Raw genomic sequence first — 20,625 nt, 5'->3', positions numbered from 1 at the left:
ACCGTCCGGGCGGCGCTCACCGTCCCAGCGGGGGCAGCACCGTCCGGGCGGCGCTCACCGTCCGACAGCGCCCGCACCACCGGGCTGCACCACCGGGCTGCACCGCCGGGGCTGCACCGCCGGGCGCACCGCCAGAGGAACTCACCGTCGCGGCGGAGAACCTCCCCGGCGGCAAGAGGCCCCCGCCCCCGTCGGACCGCCGCCCGCGCCCAAGCGTCTTGCCGCAGGCAAGCAAGAATCCGCCGCAACGGCGACCGGCCACGACGGCGCAGCCCGGCGGTGCCCGCGTAGCCCAGCCGCAGCCCTAGCCCCAGCCCGGCCTCGGGGCACCAAGCGCGGGGCGCTCCGCCACCTCTCGCTCCCCTTCACCCCTTCACCCCCTTGCCGCAGGGCAAGAAAACCCGCCGCAGCAGCGAGCAACCCCCGCGGCGCGGCCCGGCGGTGCCGTACGCACCCCCGCCGCATCGGCACCGCGTCCGCCCCGCCGCAAGCCTCCGTACCGCAATCCCTCCGAAGGAGACCCCATGGCCACGCCGACCGCCCCCGTATCCCCGCCGCCCCCGCCGCGCACACCCGCCGCACCGGTGTGGCCCGCTTCCACGCGGGACGTGCCGGGCGGCGGTGGGCTCGCCGTGGGCGGGGTGCCGCTGGGCGAGATCGCCGACCGGTTCGGTACGCCCGTGTACGTCATGGACGAGGACGAGGTCCGGTCCCGCGCCCGCGCCTGGCGCGCGGCTCTGCCCGGCGCCGACGTCGCCTACGCCGGCAAGGCGTTCCTCTCCCGCGCGATGATCCGCTGGATCGAGGCGGAGGGGCTGAGCCTGGACGTCTGCTCCGCCGGTGAGCTGGAGCTGGCCGCGCACAGCGGTTTCCCCGCCGAGCGGATCGTGCTGCACGGCAACGCGAAGAGCCCCGACGACGTGCGCGCCGCCCTGCGTCTGGGCGTGGGCCGGATCGTCATCGACGGCACGGGCGAGATCGCCCGGCTCGCCGCCCTCGTGCCGCCGGGCGCCCGCCAGCGGGTGCTGCTGCGAGTCGTGCCGGGCGTGTCCGCGGGGGCGCACGCGGCCGTGCGGACGGGGGTGGAGGGCCAGAAGTTCGGCGTGCCGGTCGCGGGCGGCGAGGCCGAGGAGGCGGTGGAGCGGCTCCTCGGCCAGCCGCGGCTGGAGCTGGCGGGCCTGCACTGCCACCTCGGCTCGCAGATCGCGGGCCTGGGCCCGTACGTGACCGCCGTGCGCCGGCTCGTCCCGCTGCTGGCCCGCATCCGCGACCGGCACGGGGTGACCTTCCCCGAGCTGGACCTCGGCGGCGGCTTCGCCATCGCCTACCGCGAGGGCGATCCGGCCGTGGACCCGGGCACGTACGCCGAGCGGATCGGTTCCGAACTGGATCTGCAGTGCGCCCGGTTCGGGCTCCCGCGGCCGCGGCTGACCGTGGAGCCCGGGCGGTGGATAGCGGGCCCGGCGGGCGTCGCGCTCTACCGGGTGCTGTCGGTGAAGACCACGGCCGGACGGACGTTCGTGGCCGTCGACGGCGGCATGAGCGACAACCCGCGCCCGGCGCTGTACGGGGTCCGCTACACGGTCCGGCTGGCCGGGCGCGCATCGGCGGCGCCCGGCCGCTCTGTGACGGTGGTGGGGCGGCACTGCGAGGCGGGTGACGTGCTCGCCGAGGACGTGGAGCTGCCCGGCGACCTGCGGCCGGGCGACGTGCTGGCGGTGCCGGCGGCGGGCGCGTACCACCTGTCGATGGCCTCGGCGTACAACCTGGTCGGCCGGCCGCCGGTGGCCGCGGTGACCGGGGGCCGCGCCCGGCTGCTCGTACGCCGCGAGACGCTGGACGACCTGCGCAGCCGGGAGGTCGGCGAGTAGGGCGAGCGGGGGTACCGGAGGGGCCGGAAGGGGCCGGAGGGGCCGAAAGGGTCCCGGGTGGTCAGGCGACCGGCAGGACGCGCAGATCGTGCGCGGTGCCGGGCGCCGCCATGGCCAGGACGCGGGCGGCCTCCTCCTCCAGCCCGGCCCGGTCCGCCGGACGGATCTTCTCGAAGGGCTCGACCACGAGCGTCGTGGTCTCCGGGACGTCCCGGTCGAGGCGCCACGCGGCGCGGATGAACCCGTCGAGGACGACCGTAGGCACGGCCCGGTTGACGCGCCAGACGCGGCGCAGGTGCGCGGGGTCGACGATGCGGGCGCGATCGGCGTGGGAGAGGAAGATGTTGTCGAACTCGGGCAGGAAGCGCACCGGCGCCGGCGTGCCGGGGTCGGGCAGCGGGGCGTCGGGCAGGTCGAGGAGCTCGGTGCCGTTCTCGTCGCGGAAGGCGCGCAGGCCGGGGCGGAGCCCGTCGACGACGCCGCGCAGCCCGGTCAGGCCGCACCACTTCTGCATGTCCTTGACGGAGGCGGGGCCGAAGGCGGCGAGGTAGCGCAGGAGGGTGGCGCCGAGGTCGGGCGCGGAGGCCGGGCCCGGGCGGTCACCGAGCCAGTGGTCGGCGGTGGTGTGGGCGGCGGGCCCGCCGCGGCCCCACAGCCCGCGCGGGGGCACCTGGACGAGCGGCAGCAGCGTCCGGGCCGCCATCGCCAGGTCCTGAGGGGCGTGATCCGGCCACACCTGGCCGAGCGCCAGGCCGAGGTGGTGGAAGGTGTACGGGCGCTCGGCGACGAGCCGGGCGGCGTACGCCGCCACGGGTTCGAGATCGAGGTCGCGCAGGCGCTTGCCGTGGTTGCCCTGGAAGGCGCGCTCCTGCACGACCTGGAAGAGATTGCGCAGAGGCCTGCAGTCGCGGGCGCTGACCAGGTGGATCGTCGAGCGCATCACGGCCATGCGGACGGCCGCACGGGAGTCGAGCAGGCCGGAGAGCTCCTCGGGATCGAAGCCGTCGAGGCGGGCGGCGAGCGCGTAGTACGGGTCCTGGGGCGACTGCGCCTGGAGTCCGACCAGGTGTTCCACGGCGTCGAGGACCGGCAGCGCGGTGCGGCGCAGCAGCAGCTGACGCTCCAGGAGAGCACGATTGAGGGCTCGGACGGTCAGAATCGGGGACCCGCTGGTTGTCATGTGATCAAGCTAGGCCGTGGTGCGGACAGATCCGGTCCTGGACCGCACCACGCGACCGAATTCGGCATGTATATCCTGTGCCTGGTCCTGCGAACAGCGAGAGGGAGTGCACCCGTGTCCGAAAACCCTCCGCGCGGCAGGCGCCCCGCGCCCCGGAAGCATCCCCGGCTCCGCCCGGCGAACGGCCGCACGGCCGGTCGTACGGACGCCCCCGCCGCCGCGACCCCGCCCCCGCCGGCGGCCGGGCCCACGAACGGCGCGGGCAGCATCGTCCACGCCGCGGTCTACCGCGACGGCCGCCGCACCGCGACCCCGGACTCGCTGGCGGACACCTACCGCCGGCTGCGCGAGCAGCCCGACTGCATGGCCTGGATCGGCCTGCACCGCCCCACCGAGGCCGAACTCCTCTCCCTGGCCGAGGAGTTCGGCCTCCACGAACTCGCCGTCGAGGACGCCCTGGAGGCCCACCAGCGCCCCAAGCTGGAGCGCTACGGCGACACCCTCTTCGTCGTCCTGCGCGCCGCGCGCTACCTGGACGCCCCCGAGGAGGTCGACTTCGGCGAACTGCACGTCTTCGTCGGCCCCGACTTCGTGATCACCGTCCGCCACGGCGCGGCCCCGGACCTCTCCGCCGTCCGCCGCCGCATGGAAACCACCCCGGAGCTGCTGGCCCTCGGCCCCGAGGCGGTGCTGTACGCGATCCTCGACGCCGTGGTCGACGGCTACGCCCCCGTCGTGGCGGGCGTACAGAACGACATCGACGAGATCGAAACCGAGGTCTTCAGCGGCGACCCCGCCGTCTCCCGCCGCATCTACGAACTCGCCCGCGAAATGGTCGAGTTCCAGCGCGCCACCCGCCCCCTGGTCGGCATGCTCCACGGCCTCATGGCCGGCTTCGCCAAATACGGCACCGACGACGAACTCCAGCGCTACCTCCGCGACGTGGCCGACCACGTCACCCACACCAGCGAACGCGTCGACGGCTTCCGCTCAGCCCTGGCGGACATCCTCGCGGTCAACGCCACCCTCGTCACCCAACAACAGAACGCCGAAATGCGCGCACTGGCGGAAGCAGGCTTCGAACAGAACGAGGAGATCAAGAAGATCTCGTCGTGGGCGGCGATTCTGTTCGCACCCACACTGGTGGGAACGATCTACGGCATGAACTTCGACGCCATGCCCGAGCTGCACTGGGCGTTCGGCTACCCCTTCGCGATCCTGCTGATGGCGGTGGTCTGTACGAGCCTGTACTTCATCTTCAAGCGGCGGGACTGGCTGTAGCGGCGAGGGCCTGACCACTTGATCAACTTCGCGTACGCGAATGACCCTGAGGGTGACTCCCGACCCCCTGGGGAGAATCTGGGGAGAATGCACGCCGTTGGGGAGCGGAGCATCATCCGCGCCACCAGCCGTTGCATGCGCCGCGTCCGTCCCAGTTTTACCGATCCCCCTCCGCCGAGCATCACTAAGAGTGTTGACTGGGCAGTCAGAGGAGACTCACACCGGGAGGGCTGGTTGGAACCGAGGAGTGCCGCGGCAACGGGGAAGGACTTCCCCTACACCGCACGTACGACCTGCTACATCGAGGTTCACGACGACGGCATGGTGACGCACGGGAACGACCGCGCCGCCTACGAACGGGCCGTGGCCGGCAAGTCCCGCCTCTTCGCGGTCTGGCCCGGGGAGTGGTCGAGCCACTTGTTCGCGATCGACGACCTGGACGAGTACGCGAAGGCTCACGGGATCAAGCACGACAAGGAGCGCACCGGCCTCGATGAGCACGTCCACGACGTGCAGTGGGAGCCGAACCCCTACGCCAAGGACAACCCCCGGAGTCCGTACATCGGCGTCAGCGTCACACTGAACTGCGGCTGCTCGATCCAGGACTTGCGCACTTTCGCCGCCCACATGCAGGAACAGCGTGGGTGGACCGTAGCAACGAGCGGTGGCTGGGGCAGCAGCAGCGGCCCAGAAGGAACGAGGTACTCATTGCGCGTACGCCGCAAGAGCCTCGCCGACTGACCCCATGCGGCCACAGAGCCGCACAGCACGAACGGGTGGCACAGCATGTGCTGTGCCACCCGTTACTCAGGCCGCGACCAGGTTCTCCGGGACGTGCTCGGGGATCGAGCCGAGCAGTGCATCGACCGCGGCACGCCCCTTGCCGCCAGCCTCCGGCATGAAGTGGGCGTAGGGTCGAAGGTGATAGCCGGGCCGGCCAAAGGTCGGGGCACGGACCGCCGTAGCGCTCCATGCCTTGTTTCTTGTCACAGTGAACCGCACGCTCAGTTATAGTTCACCGGCGCGCTGCCTCCGGCGAGGGAGCGGGCAGTGGTCTCCCACTCGTCGATGCACGCCATGGCGGAGGCCAACCGCTTCACAGCGGAGGAGATGCTCCGCACCGGTCCGCGCAAGTACCTACTCATACCCCCGATTCCTTCCGCGGCCGCACCGAAGCCGCTGACCTCGCTCATACTCTCGCGCGCAGACTGGGCCAGGCTCATCAGCTCACTGAGGAATTGCGAGCTCTCGCCACGCTGCTCGGGCGGGGTCATCTCAATGAGGGCCAGCGCCGCCCTCACTCCGCTGTCCAAGGTCACCATGCGCCCAGCAAAGGTCTGAGCTACCTCATCCAGGTCCTTCGCCGGGGTAGTAATCGAATCCGAGTACTGAGCAACCGCCGCCATACGGGCACTGATGGGGGCGTTGGCATCGCTCAGTCCCTCCATCTTCTGGCTGGACCGTTCGGTGATCTCCCCGATCGATTCGATCGTCTTGGCGATCGCCTCCAGGTCGGCGGTCATCGACTCCAGGCCCTCCTCGATCGCGGCGAATTCGTCCAGCAGGCCAGGAGCGTTCTCGTCCTCCGGCTCCTCAGACGGGTCCGGCACCGCGCCCGGTGCTTGCAGCCCTCGCAGCACCCTGGCCGGGGTAAGGATGGCGAACCCATCCCTCATTCCGGCCTCCAGCGCGTGCTCGATCTCCGTACGCGCGTCTGCGAGGCTGCTCAGGGTCAGGTCGTACCGGATGGTCCTGATGGGGGCGATATCGAACGGCAGCTGCCCGTGTTCTCCGATGTGGATCGTCGGCTTTCCCGTGACGTGGCGAAGCCCGAGCTCATACATCACGTTGGGGTTGCCGCCGGTCACATCGGCGATGACGAGGTCGTCCTGAAGCACGTGACGGCAGATCTGCTCGTGGATGTCGCCCGCGTGGGTAATGCGATCGGCCCGGATGGCGTCCATGCCAAATTTTGCGCAAGCCGGAAGGATCACCTTTTCGAAGATCCGGACGTGACGTTCGAACCCTTCCCTTTCGGGGCTGCCGGCCTGCGTGTGCCCGTCACCGATTGGTCCGATGACGAAGCAGGTCCAGGCCGGAGCAGGCCCCTGCGGCGACTCATCCACTGCGTGTGTCGTCGTGATGCTCATACGTGGTCCTCTCTTCCGGGACAGGGTGCACTGTGTGGTGGGCGGGATCGTCGGGGCCCGCTTCAAGATCGGCGGCGTAGACGGGCATCTCGTCGATGCCGAGGGCACGGAGCATTCCAGCGGTCGGGACCCGGTAGTGACGCCCAAGCCGGAGCACGGGGCAGGGGAAGCGGCCCAGGCTGATCAGCTTGTACGCGGTGTCAGGGCACACCCCGAAGGCGCGGGCGGCCGTGTTGATACCGACCACGAGCGGAAGGTCGAACGCCTCCGCGAAAGAGAGGGCGGGTCCGGAAATGCCGGTCATGATTCGTTCCCTTCGCGGCGGCGCAGTGACAGAGTCCCGATACGACTGCCCGTCCCGGGCCGCCTCGCCCGGTACACCACCTCCCGCAGGCCCAGGCGCCCGGCCGGACCCTCCAGCCGGGCCTTCTCGGCACGGACGGGAGACGCGGTGAAGCGGAGCGGCGCCGCAAGCCCCTCAGGACGATGTGACGGATCGATGTGCAACTCCCATCCGTCCGGCGGCGGGGAGAGATCCTTCTCGCAGAGGTCAAGAGGGGCCCGTGCCGCAGCGACGCCGGCTACATCGGCGACAGGCCTCTCGCACAATGTCTGGCGTACGAAGCGCCACAGCTGCCGGCATGCTTGCCCCACCAGGATGTCGTCGATCCGCGGCTGTTGCGGGTCGACCGTTTTCAGGCCTTCCAACAGGGCGAGCACTGCTTCGGATTCGACGTCACGGTGGTCGACAGATGGCCGAAACGAGGCGTGTCGCATGGTGCGGTACAGCCTGGGAAGCGCCAGCCACACGACAAGCAGCCGACGGGGGCCCGATGCAGCGGTCTCCCTTTGGGCCAAGAGGACTGCCTGCCGCCACACGGCCTCGCGCAGGCCTGGATCGGCACGCGCGTCGTACAGAATGGTGCGAGCCTCGGGCGGGGACAGCCGTAGCGGGGCGTCCGCGGAGGGTACGACGAGATCCATCCGACCTCTGCGTGCGGACACGGCAACCGACTCCTCGATGACGTCCGACAACCGATTGAACGGGATCAGCGACATCAGAGCGCCTCCCGATCAGAGAAGGCTTGCTCCAGTAAGTCGGCAGCCTCCCCGCATGTCCGCGTCAGCAGGACCAGAAGGCGCCGCAGCCCCGCATATGGTGCTGGGGAGAAGCCGGAGCGCTGGAAGCGCCCGTGGGGAAGGAGAAACGTGATCGACGGTCCAGTGTGGTGGTTGACGTCGCCGAGGACGGCGCCGTTGAACGCCATGCCCCGGCTGACCCACTGGCTGCTGTGCCGGACCGGGACCGACCGACCGTCGTTCTGAGTCCAGTCCGACCGACGGTCGTCCGAGCCAAGGTCCGGTCGCTCTCCGTCCAGGATCGGACAGGGGGCGTCTCCTTCTTCGTCGGTCACCACGCTTCCTCCGGCTCGCATGCCGAGCCCTCTGCGGGAAACCCGAAGTTCAGATCCCTATTGACAGAGCCCTGGAATGCGATGCCCTTGACGACGTGCTGCGATCGGTCGTGGTGGGCGAGGGTGGGTTTCACTGGCTCGACGCTGCTCCGCGGTCCATCCGGGCAGGCGGGATCCATGTCCTGGACGACGGAACGCACCTCGTCAGCGGCGTGACCCGGTACGTGGATCCAGCCGTATGCGCTGAATTCCTGCTGGCGGACGTGGATGCGCACGTACTGCTCGGGGTCGAGCCCTCGGGTGCGCGATTTGACCACGTCCTCGTAGAGTTGCCCGGAGACGATCACCACGAGATTCGCTGCACGGATGGCCGCTAGTACAGCTTTCACCTGCGGTGCGTTCACGTAGCGTGCCACCGCGACCGGCGCGGGGCCGGCGTACCCTAGGGCCGCGAGTGACGCCACACCGATGCCGACGGCCAGCCGCAGGCGCATCCGTTCCTTTGGTGCACGAGCGGCGTTGCGGTCACCGATCCGGACAGCCAAGTGCCGCGTGAAAGCACCGAGCACCACAGGTTCCGGTACGCCGACGGGCAGTACGGCAAGCTCCTGATCACCTTGCGCCTGTCGTGCCCAACTCGCCCGATCCAAGCCGCTGAGCAGCGCCGCTTCCTCCAGCACCCGTACCAGGTCGGTCTGGATGACCGCCTGGCTCGGGATGTCGTGATGGCTGTACTTCTCCACATCGGCCGCCACACACAAATGGCGTTTGACGATCTGGTGCGAGTGGTCGAGGGGTTGCGATGCCACGGGCTCGTTCACCTGCCTGAGGTCGGGGGCGGGTTACGCCACCACTCTGCAGGCAAGAGCGGCCGAGTGGGGCGAAAGTCGCATTAATGCGACTTCATGCGCCCTGATCGTTCAGGTACTCCGAGTCGAGCAACCTCACGCAGCCGTGCGATATCTCTGACGATTTGCTGTGAGTAATTGACCTCGACGATCCCGTCATTCCGCATTTTCACCAGTTCTTTGTGCACAGTCTGCTTCGTCGAACCCACAAGGGCAGCAAGTTCGAACTGACTCAGATTGACGCTGATCACGATCCCGCTCCGCACAGGTCGGCCGTGCGTATAGGCCAGCTGGGCGAGTGTGCGAGCGAGTCTGACCTTGACGGTGCAGCTGCCGAAGTCAATGCGCGCATGATTCGCCCAGCGGAGCCGCTGACTGATGACCGCCGCCACCGCTTGGAACGCCTCGGGGTAAGCCCGGAGAAAGGCTTGCAACTCGCTCTTGCAAACGATGCGCGCATACACCTCACCGCAGGCGGTGACCGTGGCCGACCGTGAGGCATCGTCATCCAGGGCGGCCATCTCACCGACGATGTCCCCGTCGGCCCTGACGGCCAGCAGTGCCTGCTTTCCGTTCCCCAGCCGCTTCGTGACCTTGACGAGCCCGGACAAGAGAAGGGCAACGTCGCGAGAAGAACAGTCACCCTCCCGCATCAAAACCTCCCTTGGCAGATATCGGCACCGGCTACCGAGCTGGAGCAGTTCCGCACGGACAGGGGCCGAAATCCTGTGGAGGAAAATATGATCGACTTGCTCCTGCGGCTGCCCTGCTCCCCATCGGGGTTCCGGGGAAAACGCACCCTGACGCACCATCAACCTCCGCCTCTCTTCGCCCCATGGACTTGTCGGCACTTACGAGAAGAACAGAAGGAAGGTCGCCGAGGTAGACGACCGGCGCATGATCCTGGTGCGCCGAGTGCACTCGGGGGCGCACACCGCGCACGGGAAATGCACGCGGCTGCGGCTTTCCGCTCCTTCAGACATCGAACTGGCATCTCCCTGGATGCGAGATGGGCGCTCGCCATGGCCACACGATGCAGGTGGGGCTCCAAGGCTGGACGGGGGCCTCCCGAGAACAGCGGAGGAGTTTAAGAAGCAGCCTTGCTTCGCATCCATTCGGGCAAGTCAGGAGTGCATCGTCACGGCACACGCCAGAACTCTTCAAGCTGATCATTTCAGAATGAGGTTCGGAATCGACACAAACAGATGATGTTGCATGCCAGTTGGAGCAGACTGAAGTGGAGATCGACTCGTGTCTAGTAGCGGGCGCGGAACGGCCTGGGGGAGAAGCAAGACGACGGTGTGCTCAACGATTCAGCAGGATTGCCCTAGTCGGGCCAGCGGTTGGTTCCCCTCAGAGATCTTAGACATGATGCGACGGCCCGAAAGAGGCACCCCTATTGCCATAGTCGTATCTGCGACCGGCAAACAGCTACCCTGCCCGTGACGAGGTCGATCGCGCATGCACGGCAGCGGGCCGGCCGGGTTCAGGACCTCCACCTCATCGAGGGGCGGCGCCCGGCGCAGTCGCTGCTCGCCGCACTCCACAGGAACAGGCCATTCGAAACGCCTTGCGTGTCCGCAGCGCGACACCCAGCCGGACAGCCTCGGCGCAGACCAGAGGACCGCGAGGGTCGGTAGACACTCGCGAAGGCATGGCCGACTTGTACCCGCGCCTCCCGCACGATCATGACGGGGCATCAGGTTCTGTCAGTGGCCACCGCTACAACCGAACTGGAGGTCCGCGCAGCGCGGACCGATAGGGAGGGGATGCAGCATGCCGAAGGTTCCGGACGGATACGTGCGCGTACGAAGCTACGTCCGCCGCAAGCCGGGGCCGAAGTCCGCCAAGGGGCTGAGCGTCTGGGCTGTGGCCGGGTTGTGTGCGGCGGTATGGCTCTGGGGCCAGATCTTCGGGTTCGGCGACAGCGACACCGAGCAGCAGCCTGCCCCGAAGCCTGCTGTCTCCGCGCCAGCGGGCGGGCAGTGACAGCCCGACCGCGGCGAAGGCTCCAGTGGCGACCGCGCAGTACCGTGGACGCCCTGGGTGCGGCAGCCGTGGCCTTCGCGGTCACGGTCGCCGTGGCGCAGGCCGCATCGAACCTGATCACGAGGGCCGCTTCGGCCTGGCCGCTGCTGGTCTTGGTCGTCTTCGCCTCGGCCGTCGCCGTGGCCGGCCTCCGGATATGGGGCCACCGTCGGGATCGCGCGGACAGTGAACGGCTGGCTCGTCTGCGCATCACCCTGGCGGAGTTCGATGCGATGAACGACGGGCAGTTCGAGTACGCACTGCGTGATCTCCTCGTCCGCGACGGCTGGGCGGCCAGGAAGGTGGGCCGGGCCGGGGACCAGGCCGCCGACGTGATCGGCATCCGGACGCCCCTCGGGCGGATCGTGATACAGGCCAAACACACACGCGTCGGAGGCAAGGTCGGCTCGTCGGTGATGTACCAGGTGAAGGGCACAGCAGGTCCCGTGCACAAGGCGAACCACGCCGTCGTCGTCACCAACGGCTCGTTCACCCACGACGCTATGGCTTGGGGCGACCGCCATGGTGTGCGGTGGGTGGACCGCGACCGGCTGGACCGTTGGGCCCACAAGGGCAGGCCCTTGCACGAACTGCTCGCGCTGCCCACCAGAGGCTCCCGCTTGCCGTGGCGTAGAGCGGCATGACACGTGCGCCGCGACGCACCAACGAGAACGGGTGGCACAGCATGCGCTGTGCCACCCGTTACTCAGGCCGCGACCAGGTCCTCTGGGCCGTGCTCGGGGACCGTGCCGAGCAGTGCATCGACCGCGGCACGCCCCTTGCCACCGGCCTCCGGCATGAAGTGAGCGTAGTGGTCGAGGGTGATGGTCGGGCAGGAGTGGCCCAGCCATCGGGCGAGGGTGACGACGGACTCGCCAGCTTCGAGGATGACCGAGGCGTAGGTGTGCCGGAGGACGTGGAAGCCATCCTTGCGGGACGCCTTCCAGCGCTTCCCCTTCTCTCGCATGGGGATGACGTCGGCCTTCGCGAGGGCAGGCTTCCAGACCTCGTCGTTGAAGATGTTGGCGCGGATCGCGTTGCCGTAGGTCGTGGTCAGAACCAGCGGGAAGGATCGCTTCTCCCGCTCGGGCTCCGGGCCGCCCCAGGGCAGCTCTACCTCCACGGCTGGGTGCTGAAGGAAGTGGGCAGCCAACTCGGTCACGATGGACCGGGGCATGTCGACGATGCGAGTCTTCCCGCCCTTCGGGAGGGCGAAGTACAAGCGGCCATTGAGAAGTTGAACCTGCCGACGCACACGGATAACGCCGCGCTTGAAGTCGACGTCTTCTGGGGAAAGGCCGAAGACCTCGCCCTGGCGCAGCCCGCACCCGAGAGCGACGACCACCGCGACCCGGTAGCGCGGGTTGATGAGGTCCCGCGCCCGCTGCGCGGTCTCCAGCGGCCACGCCTCCCGCTGGTCCTCCGGAACCTTGGGCCAGCGCACTGACTTGGCACGCATCGGGTTGCGGACGAGCCGCTTGTCGTCGATCGCCGTCTCGAAGACGTTGGAGAGGGTGGTAAGGATCTGCCGGGCATAGCGGGGTGCGCACTCACCTTCGAGGGTGGCGACGTAGCTGCGGAGGACAGTCGCGGAGACGTCCCTCAGCGCCACTTCTCCGAGGTGCGGCAGGATGTGGAGGCGCACGCGCTCGTCGACCCGCTTGAGCGTGCCCGGCGCGCCGCGTACACCCGTCTTCCAGTAGCGGGTAACGTAGTCGGCGACGGTGATGGAGCCGTCGCGCGGGTCGACGAACTCGCCCCGTTCGCTGTCGGTACCGGCCCGGCGCAGCCACGCCTTCGCGTCCTCCAGGACGTCGAACGACATGTCCCGGACTCCGGGAATTCCGGCGACGCGATATCGAGTGCCCTTCCCGTAGCGGGCGGTGCGCTCCCGCTTGCCGGTGACAGGGTCCTTCTTCTTGTTGATCCAGCGGTCTTCGATGTAGCTGGCCAAGGACTTCCTTGCAGGTAGGGGATCGGGAGCCGTAGTCCTGGTGGTGCTAGGCAGTTGCCGTGTAGCCGGCACGGCGCTGCGGCGCAGCGCTCACGGGGTTCAAGGCGGGGTTCGAGCGAGAGTCCGCCTGCTCCTGCTCGCGTATCCACGAGTCGAGGGCATCGAGCCGGTACGTCACTCGCCCGTGGGCTCCCATTCGGAAGCTCGGCGGCCCCTGTCGGCGGTGGCGCCAGACGTACAACGTGCGGGGCGAAAGCCCGAGGTATGCGGCTGCGTCCTTCACCCCGAGGAATGCACGACCGATGGTGGGGCTGCCACCTTCGACTGCGGAGATAGTACGAGAGGAAATGGGGGTGACGACAGACAAGCGGGATTCCTTAAATCGGTGGGCAGGGAGGGGCAGCGCACCTCGACTATCGGGAGGGCGCCAGGACGATCAATGCTCCGGAGAGTCCCCGGTTAGGGAAACCGGAGATCGTCGGCTACATTTCGCCCGCTCCGACCGGCTCAGGGCCGGCGAGGAGGGTGTGGGTCGGGATTCCGAGGGCGGCTGCGATGGCCACGAGGTCGTCAATGTCGCAGCGGCGGACTGTGCGTTCGATGCGGGAAAGCGCGGTGAAGGTCATAGGCCGGCCCAGTGCGGTGACGCGGGGGGCGAGCTGGCGCTGTGAGTGGCCGCGGGCGATGCGGGTGCGTTCGATGGCGCGGGCGGCGGCCTGTCCGGCGGGTCCGATTTCGAGTGGGCGTGGCGGCATGGGTGTGTTGTAGCTTGCGCACCGACCGCTTAGGAATGCTTCTCTGTCTGCTGTGAGCGATGCGCCGACCGCCAGCGAATTTCCGGGGCTATTTCGTCAACCGGGATTACGGGCTTACGGTCAACAGACCGGCGAAACGAGCTGCCGTGGAACCCAATGCCAAGGCTGGACTTTCACGCACCGCGTGTGGCTGTGTTGTCCACGCACCCCGGCCCCGTCGGATGCCCGGCCCAAATCCCCGAGTGGTCTCTCAATGCGACCACCAGTGAAGGAGCCTCCTTGGAAACCGCCACCCCGAAGCCCTCCCCCGAAGACGCTCAGCCGTCCTGGCCGCCGGTCGCCGTCCCCGGCGAACCGCCTGTATCCCAGCCCGATCCCGCCCAGCCCTCCGAGGGTGAAGAGGTGCTGTCCGACCTGCGGGCACAGTTCCGGCGGTACGTAGTGCTGCCGAACGAGGACGCGCTCACCGCGGTCACGCTATGGGTGGCGGCCACGCACCTGCAGACGGCCTGGCAGCACGCCCCACGCCTCGCGGTCGTCGGCCCGGCCAAGCGATGCGGCAAGTCGCGTCTGCTGGACGTGGTCACCGAAACCGTGCACGACCCGCTGATCACGGTCAACGCCTCCCCGGCGGCGGTCTTCCGGTCGATCACCGAGAACCCGCCCACCCTGCTGGTGGACGAGGCCGACACCCTCTTCGGCTCGGCGAAGGTCGCGGAGAAGAACGAGGAGATGCGCGGCCTGCTCAACGCCGGCCACCAGCGCAACCGCCCCACTCTGCGGGTCTCCGGCCCCAACCACGAGGTGTCGAAGTTCCCCACCTTCGCCATGGCCGCCCTCGCCGGCATCGGTGAACTCCCCGACACGATCATGGACCGCTCAGTCGTCATCCGGATGCGCCGCCGCAGGCCGGGCGAGAAGGTCGCGGAGTTCCGCACCGTCCGCGACACCCCTGCCCTGCATGCCCTGCGTGACCGCCTCGTGGCCTGGCTCGCCCCGCTCCACGCCACCGCGACGGACCTCACGCCGCCGATGCCGGTCGAGGACCGCGCCGCCGACACCTGGCAGCCGCTCGTCGCCGTCGCCGACCTCGCCGGAGGTCCCTGGCCCGAGGCCGCCCGCGCCGCCTGCCTGGCGATGACGAAGCACGAGGCCGAGCAGGACCAGGACAACAGCGCCCTGAACATCCGCCTTCTCGCCGACATCCGGCGTGCCTTCGCCGCCGAAGGCAACCCGGCGATCAACCGCACCAGCCGCCTGATCGACTCCCTGAACGAGGACGCCGAGTCCCCCTGGCCGGGGTACAGCGACAAGGGCCTGACCGCACGCGGGCTGCAGCTCCTGCTGAAGGACTACGGCATCGGCTCGGCCAACCGCCGCTTCCCCGACGGCTACCAGGCCAAGGGCTTCACCCGCCTGCAGTTCACCGACGCCTGGGCCCGCTACTGCCCTGAGCCCGAGCCGACGGCCGAGCCGGAATCCACAACCGGCGCCTGACCCGACACCACCCGTCCCCACCCGTCGCCACGCAGATCAGAGCCGGGACGACTCACCAGGCCGCAACGAGTCGACCCGACATCAACGCCCGTCCCGTACCTGCTCTGACCAGGCACGCGACGAGTCGCAACGGGCCCCCACCCGCCACGGACACAGCCTCTACCCCCAACGCCTGGAGCACCCCCACCCTTGCCCTCACCCACCACCACTCTCACCCCCGTCTCCGTACCGGCGGCCCTCGCCGCCTCGATCCGCACCGGTGTGGCCCTGCTGGCCCTGGCCGCCTTCGCCCTCTCCTACGACGCCCTGCGTCAGATGGCCGCCGCCAGCCACATCCACCAGGTGCTCACCTACGCCTTCCCCCTCGTGATCGACGGCTTCATCGCCATCGGCATCGGCGCCCTGCTCGTCCTGCGCGCCTCGCCCTTGTGGTCTCGCCTGTACGTCGCGGCGCTGGTCGGCATCGCCACCGGCACGAGCATCTGGGCCAACGTCCTGCACGCCGTCCGTCTCAACCAGCAGACCCGCCAGAGCGGACTCGCGCTCGACGACATCACCGTCGGCGTCATCTCCGCCATAGCTCCACTCGCCCTCGCCGGCGCCGTCCACCTCTACCTCCTCGTCCAGCGCCGTCCCGCCCGGACGGAGCCATACGAAGAGCCCAGCCACATCGCCGCAAGTGGCGCCACCACTACCCCGGAACCGTTGCCGGTCAGCGATGTGGCTCCGGACGCCACCGATCAAGTGGCTCAGCCCAAAAAACGGCCCGCCGGACGGTCCGGCCAGCAGCCGAGCGCCACGTTGGAACAGGCCGTCGAGATCGGCCGCACCGCACCGCTGGGACGTGGTGGCCACGTATCCCGTCGCCACATCGAGAAGGCCATCCGCGACAAGGGCTTCGGCATCGGCCGTGAACGCCTGGACGAGGTCAAGAACTGCCTCCAAGACGAACTCGACCATGCCCGGGTAGACGCCGCATAGACCCGGCCCGGTCCGCAAGCTCCACCGTTCGCCCCAGAGACTCCTGGGGCGAACTCCACTTGCCCTCCCCCTCCAACCCACCGCCAGAAGGCCCAACGATGCGCAAAGAACACTGCTCCGCTCCCTCCCCCACCACCCGACCGGAGATCCCCGCTCACCCAGCCCCCGGCGGAGCAAGGTATGGCGTTGGACCGTCCAAGGGCCGGTCCAACGCGAACACCTCCGCCCCGGGGGTGGCGGAGGACCTCGGGCACCAGGGGGTGCCCGAGGAGGAACCACCCGCCGACGAAGTCACGCTGCGTCGTATCGCTCGCCGTCGTACCCGCGAAAACACCCAGCGCAAAGAGCGTGTCGACGTCCGCTACAGCGTCGACGAGAAGACCCGGATCGTCACCCGCGCCGATGAAATGGGCATCACCGGCGCCCACCTCGTCGGCTCCGTGATCACGGCCTACCTCGACGGCGACCTCACCCTCACCATGGCCGGTCAGCGCACCCGGCTCGACGACCACCTCGACAAGCTCGACGCCCTACGGACCGAGGTCGCCCGCATCGGCACCAACGTCAACCAGATCGCCCACCGCCTCAACGCCGGAGGCGCTCCACACCCTTTGGACACCACCGTCCTCGCCCATACCGAGCGCACCCTGGACGCCGTCCGCGCCGCCATCGGCGACATCGCGCAGGTCATGAACCATGCCGTCTCCGCGAAGGCCGCCTGATGATCGCCAAGATCTGCAGCGGCAGAAGCACCGCCGGCCTGATCCGGTACCTGTTCCACACGAAGACGGCCAAGGACCACACCGACCCACACCTGGTCGCCTCCTGGGACGGTTTCGCGCCCGACCCCGGCCGCGCCGACGACTTCGAGGCCACGAAGAAGCTCCTCGTGGCGGACCTCGACCTGCGCGTCAAGCAGGCCAGGCGGCTAGGCCGTGCGCCCGAGCGCCACGTGTGGCACTGCTCGGTACGTGCCGCTCCTGGCGACCGGCACCTCACCGACGCCGAGTGGGCGCACATCGCGCGCCGCATTGTGGCGGCCACCGGGATAGCGCCACAAGGTGACCCCGACGGGGGCCGGTGGGTCGCCGTACGCCACGCCGGCGACCACATCCACATCGCTGCCACCAAGGTCCGCGGCGACCTGCGCACCGCCCGCCACTGGAACGACTACCTGAAGGCCGACAAGGAACTCGCCGCCGTCGAGAAGGAATACGGCCTCCAGCAGGTCGTACGAGGTGACCGCACCGCAGCCAAGCGCCCCACCCGCGCCGAGACCGAGAAGGCCCGCCGCGTCGGCAAGGACACAACCTCCCACGAACGCCTGCGCACCACTGTCCGGCAACTGGTCTCCATCGCCACCGGTCCAGAGGACTTCCTCCGCCTGCTCGACGGCGTCGAGGGCGTGCTCGTCGACGTCCAGCGCTTCCCCTCCGGCGACGTACACGGATACAAGGTCGCCGTCGAAGGCGACACCAACGCCGCCGGCGAGCCCGTCTGGTTCTCCGGCGCCAAACTCGCCCCCGACCTGTCCTTCCCCAAGATCCACGAACGCCTCACCGCCATCGAGACCCCGCCCGCCCCCGAGCCGGGCAGCCGGCGCCGACCCAACCCCTGGCACCAGGCCACCGCCGCGGCCGAGCGCATCCCCCACCACCTCAACTACGGCGACGACGAATCCGCCCAAGCCCACATCGCCGCCTTCGGTGAGGCCATCGACGTCCTGCCGCTGCTCGCCCCCAGCCACCAGCGGCCACAGCTGCAGCAGGCTGCCGTCGCCTTCGAACGCGCCACCCGCTCCCGCATCCACGCGCAGCAAGACCAAGCCCGTGCCCTCCGGGGCGCCGTCCGGGCCCTGCGCGGCGCGCCGGTCACCGGCGACACGTCCGGGCTAGCGATGTTCCTCGACATCGCCGTCCTCGTCGTCATCGCGACAGCCAGCTGGCACCAGGCTCGCCAGCACAACCAGCAGGTCGCCGCCGCCCACCAGACCCTGCTCCATCTCCAGGCCGCCTACCAGCAGGCCGCAGCGAAGCCGCTGGCAACCCTGGCCCAGAGCAACCCTCCAGCCCGCACCGTGGAACGGCACGCCCAGCGAATCCTCATAGCCGTGCCCGACTACGCCCAGCAGGTCCTCGACGACCCCGCCTGGCCGGCACTGGCCGCCGCCCTGACCGAGGCCGAGAACGCCGGCCACGACCCCGAGCAGCTCCTCCAGCGCGCCGCACGCCTGCGCACCCTGGACGACGCCCGCTCCACCGCCGGGACCCTCACCTGGCGCATCCAACGCCTCGCCGCCAGGCGGGCCCCCGGCGACCGAGCACGAGCCGCCCAAGCCCGCACGACCGCGACAGCACGACCGGCACAGCCCAGCCATGCCACACAGATCCCCTCGCAGCCTGCCTATACGGCACCTGCCCGGCACCGGAGATCCCAGCGCCATGGCCTCGCGGAAACGAGGCCATCAGCAAGGAATGCGCTGGCATAGGTACCGTTCTGATGGAGACGCCCGAACGGACGGAGGCACCATGCCCTGCCGAACGCCTGAGCCGAGCCGCCCCATCAACAGGTCGGGGGTGCAGTGATGCTGGAGGAAGCCGAGGAGATCGGTCGCCGAGCCCGTCGTGCCCGCCTCCGCCTGGGCATGCCGCAGGCCGACCTTGCCACCGCTCTGGGCAAGTCGCAGGGCTGGGTCTCGAAGATGGAGCGCGGCCTGATCGAACTGGACAGGGTCGGCGTCCTGAACCTGCTGGCGGCCGAGTTGCACGTCCATCCCAATGATCTGATCGGCCGCCCGTACACCAGCTCCCCCGACGAGAACCAGTGGCAGGTTGCCGCTTCCTCGATCCTGCGGGAGCTGCGTCGCTACGACCTCGCCCCCGTGTTCGACGGCACCCCGCGTCCGGCAGCGAAGCTGTGGCGGGAGATGACGCGGTTGCACCGACTGCGGGACGCCGCCGCGAACGTGGCCACCCTGCGCGTCCTGCCGGACCTGCTCCGTGAGTCACGCGCCCTCGCCGAGGTGACCACCGGCCACGAGCGGGAGGAGGCCTACGCGATCTACGCGGTGTGCTGCAAGTTCGCGCACACCGCCGCCCACGCTCTGGGCCACCCCGAGCTGGTCGCCATGGCCTGCGAGCGGGCCACCTGGTCCGCACGGCTGTCCGGCGACCCGGTCCTGCCCGCGGTCGCCGACTGGATGCGGGTCTGGGACATGTGGGCGAGCGCGGACTGGGAAGACGCCATCGTCCTGTCCGACAAGGCCATCAGCACTCTTCAGCAGGACTACGAGCGGGGTGAGTCGTTGGCCCTGCGGGCATGGGGCACGCTCCAGCTCCGTGCCGCGGTCTCCGCAGCACGAGGCGGCCGGGCAGCGGAGGCAGAAGACCGCATAGGTCTAGCCAGGACGGCGGCCGACCGCATGGACGAGTACACCGGGCCTCCGGTGTACGACAGGCACTCGCTGACGTTCTCGCCCGGCAACGTTCAGATCCACGCCATCAGCGTGGCTCTGGAGATGGGACAGCAGCGGAAGGCCCTGACGATAAACCACCGCACCAGCCCGGAGCTGGTCGCTTCCATGCCCAACTCGCGTCAGGGACACCACCACATGGATCTTGCGCGAGCCTGGCTATGGGATGGGCACCGCGACAAGGCACTGGGCGAACTGGAGAGGGCGGAGCGGATCGCACCCCAGCTCATCCGTAACCACCCCATCGCCCGCTCCACCCTTCGCAGCATCGTCTACGCCGAACGAGCAGCGACACGGGAGAAGTTGCGGCGCATGTCCGACCGCTTCCACCTGGACGGATGAGGGTCGTATTCCTCGGGCTCATATTCGGCCCCTGACCCGTTCCTAGCGTCAGGGGCATGAGCGGACGACCAACTCCCCATCTGCCTTTACAGGGGGCCGAGTTAGGCACAACGGCCCCGTTCCTTCCCCAGCTCGGCGACCTCGCCGCCGACACCGCCCGGAACGGCCGAGTCGGCGTCGTCGTCGCCCTCCCCGGCGAAGGCGCCGCGACGTACCACCTGCGCCCACCGGGCGGTGGTCCGGCATGGTCCGCGCCGACCGACGCCAGCACGTTGGAGCCGGTACCCGCCAGGCCGACACACGCGACCCTGCTCGTCACCGACGCGGTCTACGACCCTCGTGCCAAGCAGGGGTCGGTGGCCATCGTCGTGCACCACGAAGATGGCGGCCGCAGCGAGGCCACACTGATCCTCACGCCGACCGACCTTGAGCGCCTGCACGCCCAGACCGGACGCATACTCGCCGACCACGAGCACTCTCGCGGCGGGGCGGCATGATGCCCGAAGGACGGCACCGCGCGCCGGACCACGGTCCGAGCAGCCCGACTCACCGCGAATCCGGCGGCATCGCCCTGACCGTCCTGGCCCTGCTCGGCCTAGCCGGGCCCGTGTGGGTTCTGCGCGGCCAGGCTGCCGATCTTCTCCCCGCCGAGCGGCCCACGGCCGTCTCCATGCCGGACATCACCGAGCCGGCCCCCTAGACCGCTCCGGCCCCCGGCCTGAGGCCTGCCCCCGGGTGCCGGAGCACCGGACACCGCCCTGGAGGAGGTGCGGTGAGGAGCCGCCCGAGCTACGGCGGGCTGCTCTGCAGCACAACCCGTTCCGCCGGGCGGAACAGCGCTCAACCCGGCA

The 20,625-nt window shown here is 69.3% G+C and carries 22 protein-coding genes; 12 read left to right on the top strand and 10 right to left on the bottom strand.

Features of this window, described 5'->3' with window-relative positions:
- Positions 1-524: 524 nt before the first annotated feature.
- Positions 525-1,871: a diaminopimelate decarboxylase gene (lysA, locus tag NQU55_RS30560; protein ID WP_168092765.1), complete on the top strand. Its 1,347-nt coding sequence runs from the start codon at positions 525-527 to the stop codon at positions 1,869-1,871.
- A 61-nt stretch (positions 1,872-1,932) separates the two neighbouring features.
- Here the strand turns inward: lysA and NQU55_RS30555 are convergent, their stop codons facing one another.
- Positions 1,933-3,051 carry a winged helix DNA-binding domain-containing protein gene (locus tag NQU55_RS30555; protein ID WP_168092764.1) on the bottom strand — a complete coding sequence of 373 codons (1,119 nt, stop codon included), beginning with the start codon at positions 3,049-3,051 and terminating at the stop codon, positions 1,933-1,935.
- Positions 3,052-3,165: 114 nt separating this feature from the next.
- On the opposite strand from NQU55_RS30555, the gene NQU55_RS30550 reads away from it, so the two are divergent.
- Complete coding sequence (locus NQU55_RS30550) at positions 3,166-4,332, top strand: magnesium and cobalt transport protein CorA (protein ID WP_168092763.1); 1,167 nt, start codon at positions 3,166-3,168, stop codon at positions 4,330-4,332.
- 234 nt (positions 4,333-4,566) lie between these two features.
- Entirely contained in the window at positions 4,567-5,073 is a 507-nt protein-coding gene (locus NQU55_RS30545; RefSeq protein ID WP_168092762.1) for a hypothetical protein, read from the top strand.
- A 263-nt stretch (positions 5,074-5,336) separates the two neighbouring features.
- Here NQU55_RS30545 and NQU55_RS30540 read toward each other — a convergent pair whose 3' ends face one another.
- The 6 genes from NQU55_RS30540 to NQU55_RS30515 form a co-directional block, all read right to left on the bottom strand.
- Positions 5,337-6,482, bottom strand: a complete 1,146-nt coding sequence (locus NQU55_RS30540; RefSeq protein ID WP_168092761.1) for a hypothetical protein — start codon at positions 6,480-6,482, stop codon at positions 5,337-5,339.
- The gene (locus NQU55_RS30535; protein ID WP_240976341.1) at positions 6,451-6,786 is read right to left on the bottom strand and encodes a helix-turn-helix domain-containing protein; all 336 of its coding nucleotides are present in this window, start codon (positions 6,784-6,786) and stop codon (positions 6,451-6,453) included. The genes NQU55_RS30540 and NQU55_RS30535 overlap by 32 nt, the downstream gene beginning before the upstream one ends.
- Complete coding sequence (locus tag NQU55_RS30530) at positions 6,783-7,541, bottom strand: hypothetical protein (RefSeq protein ID WP_168092760.1); 759 nt, start codon at positions 7,539-7,541, stop codon at positions 6,783-6,785. Before NQU55_RS30530 ends, NQU55_RS30535 begins: the two co-directional genes overlap by 4 nt.
- Complete coding sequence (locus tag NQU55_RS30525; protein ID WP_168092759.1) at positions 7,541-7,897, bottom strand: hypothetical protein; 357 nt, start codon at positions 7,895-7,897, stop codon at positions 7,541-7,543. The genes NQU55_RS30530 and NQU55_RS30525 overlap by 1 nt, the downstream gene beginning before the upstream one ends.
- Positions 7,894-8,706, bottom strand: coding sequence for a hypothetical protein (locus NQU55_RS30520; protein ID WP_206329297.1), 813 nt, complete (start codon positions 8,704-8,706; stop codon positions 7,894-7,896). Before NQU55_RS30520 ends, NQU55_RS30525 begins: the two co-directional genes overlap by 4 nt.
- 83 nt (positions 8,707-8,789) lie before the next feature.
- Complete coding sequence (locus tag NQU55_RS30515) at positions 8,790-9,470, bottom strand: Crp/Fnr family transcriptional regulator (protein ID WP_256791544.1); 681 nt, start codon at positions 9,468-9,470, stop codon at positions 8,790-8,792.
- Positions 9,471-10,521: 1,051 nt separating this feature from the next.
- Between NQU55_RS30515 and NQU55_RS30505 the strand changes: the two genes are divergently transcribed.
- Positions 10,522-10,734 carry a hypothetical protein gene (locus NQU55_RS30505; protein WP_168092757.1) on the top strand — a complete coding sequence of 71 codons (213 nt, stop codon included), beginning with the start codon at positions 10,522-10,524 and terminating at the stop codon, positions 10,732-10,734.
- A 68-nt stretch (positions 10,735-10,802) separates the two neighbouring features.
- Positions 10,803-11,417, top strand: a complete 615-nt coding sequence (locus NQU55_RS30500) for a restriction endonuclease (protein ID WP_256791541.1) — start codon at positions 10,803-10,805, stop codon at positions 11,415-11,417.
- A gap of 62 nt (positions 11,418-11,479) precedes the next feature.
- Here the strand turns inward: NQU55_RS30500 and NQU55_RS30495 are convergent, their stop codons facing one another.
- From NQU55_RS30495 to NQU55_RS30485, 3 genes are all read right to left on the bottom strand, one after another.
- Complete coding sequence (locus NQU55_RS30495; RefSeq protein ID WP_206329296.1) at positions 11,480-12,727, bottom strand: tyrosine-type recombinase/integrase; 1,248 nt, start codon at positions 12,725-12,727, stop codon at positions 11,480-11,482.
- 46 nt (positions 12,728-12,773) lie between these two features.
- Complete coding sequence (locus NQU55_RS30490; RefSeq protein ID WP_256791543.1) at positions 12,774-13,010, bottom strand: helix-turn-helix transcriptional regulator; 237 nt, start codon at positions 13,008-13,010, stop codon at positions 12,774-12,776.
- Between the two features lie 199 nt (positions 13,011-13,209).
- On the bottom strand, positions 13,210-13,482 hold the full coding sequence (locus tag NQU55_RS30485) for a helix-turn-helix domain-containing protein (RefSeq protein WP_168092755.1): 273 nt from the start codon (positions 13,480-13,482) through the stop codon (positions 13,210-13,212).
- Between the two features lie 279 nt (positions 13,483-13,761).
- Here NQU55_RS30485 and NQU55_RS30480 point away from each other — a divergent pair, with 279 nt between their 5' ends.
- The 7 genes from NQU55_RS30480 to NQU55_RS30450 all read left to right on the top strand — a co-directional run bounded on the left by NQU55_RS30480 (position 13,762) and on the right by NQU55_RS30450 (position 20,474).
- Positions 13,762-14,979 carry a DUF3631 domain-containing protein gene (locus tag NQU55_RS30480; RefSeq protein WP_240976339.1) on the top strand — a complete coding sequence of 406 codons (1,218 nt, stop codon included), beginning with the start codon at positions 13,762-13,764 and terminating at the stop codon, positions 14,977-14,979.
- 189 nt (positions 14,980-15,168) lie between these two features.
- Positions 15,169-15,960: a DUF2637 domain-containing protein gene (locus tag NQU55_RS30475; protein ID WP_168092753.1), complete on the top strand. Its 792-nt coding sequence runs from the start codon at positions 15,169-15,171 to the stop codon at positions 15,958-15,960.
- Between the two features lie 233 nt (positions 15,961-16,193).
- Entirely contained in the window at positions 16,194-16,682 is a 489-nt protein-coding gene (locus NQU55_RS30470; protein WP_372504849.1) for a MobC family plasmid mobilization relaxosome protein, read from the top strand.
- Positions 16,682-18,448 carry a relaxase/mobilization nuclease domain-containing protein gene (locus NQU55_RS30465; RefSeq protein WP_168092751.1) on the top strand — a complete coding sequence of 589 codons (1,767 nt, stop codon included), beginning with the start codon at positions 16,682-16,684 and terminating at the stop codon, positions 18,446-18,448. Before NQU55_RS30470 ends, NQU55_RS30465 begins: the two co-directional genes overlap by 1 nt.
- A 96-nt stretch (positions 18,449-18,544) precedes the next feature.
- Entirely contained in the window at positions 18,545-19,774 is a 1,230-nt protein-coding gene (locus NQU55_RS30460) for a helix-turn-helix domain-containing protein (protein ID WP_256791539.1), read from the top strand.
- 56 nt (positions 19,775-19,830) lie between these two features.
- Positions 19,831-20,271, top strand: coding sequence for a hypothetical protein (locus NQU55_RS30455; RefSeq protein WP_240977019.1), 441 nt, complete (start codon positions 19,831-19,833; stop codon positions 20,269-20,271).
- A complete protein-coding gene (locus NQU55_RS30450; protein WP_240977020.1) occupies positions 20,268-20,474 on the top strand; it encodes a hypothetical protein in 207 nt (68 codons plus the stop codon). Before NQU55_RS30455 ends, NQU55_RS30450 begins: the two co-directional genes overlap by 4 nt.
- The last annotated feature ends 151 nt before the right edge of the window (positions 20,475-20,625 follow it).

The organism is Streptomyces telluris (assembly GCF_024519335.1).
Classification (GTDB): Bacteria; Actinomycetota; Actinomycetes; order Streptomycetales; family Streptomycetaceae; genus Streptomyces; species Streptomyces telluris.
The sequence above is the reverse complement of the archived record's forward strand: the minus strand, read 5'-3'. Positions and strand labels throughout refer to the sequence as shown.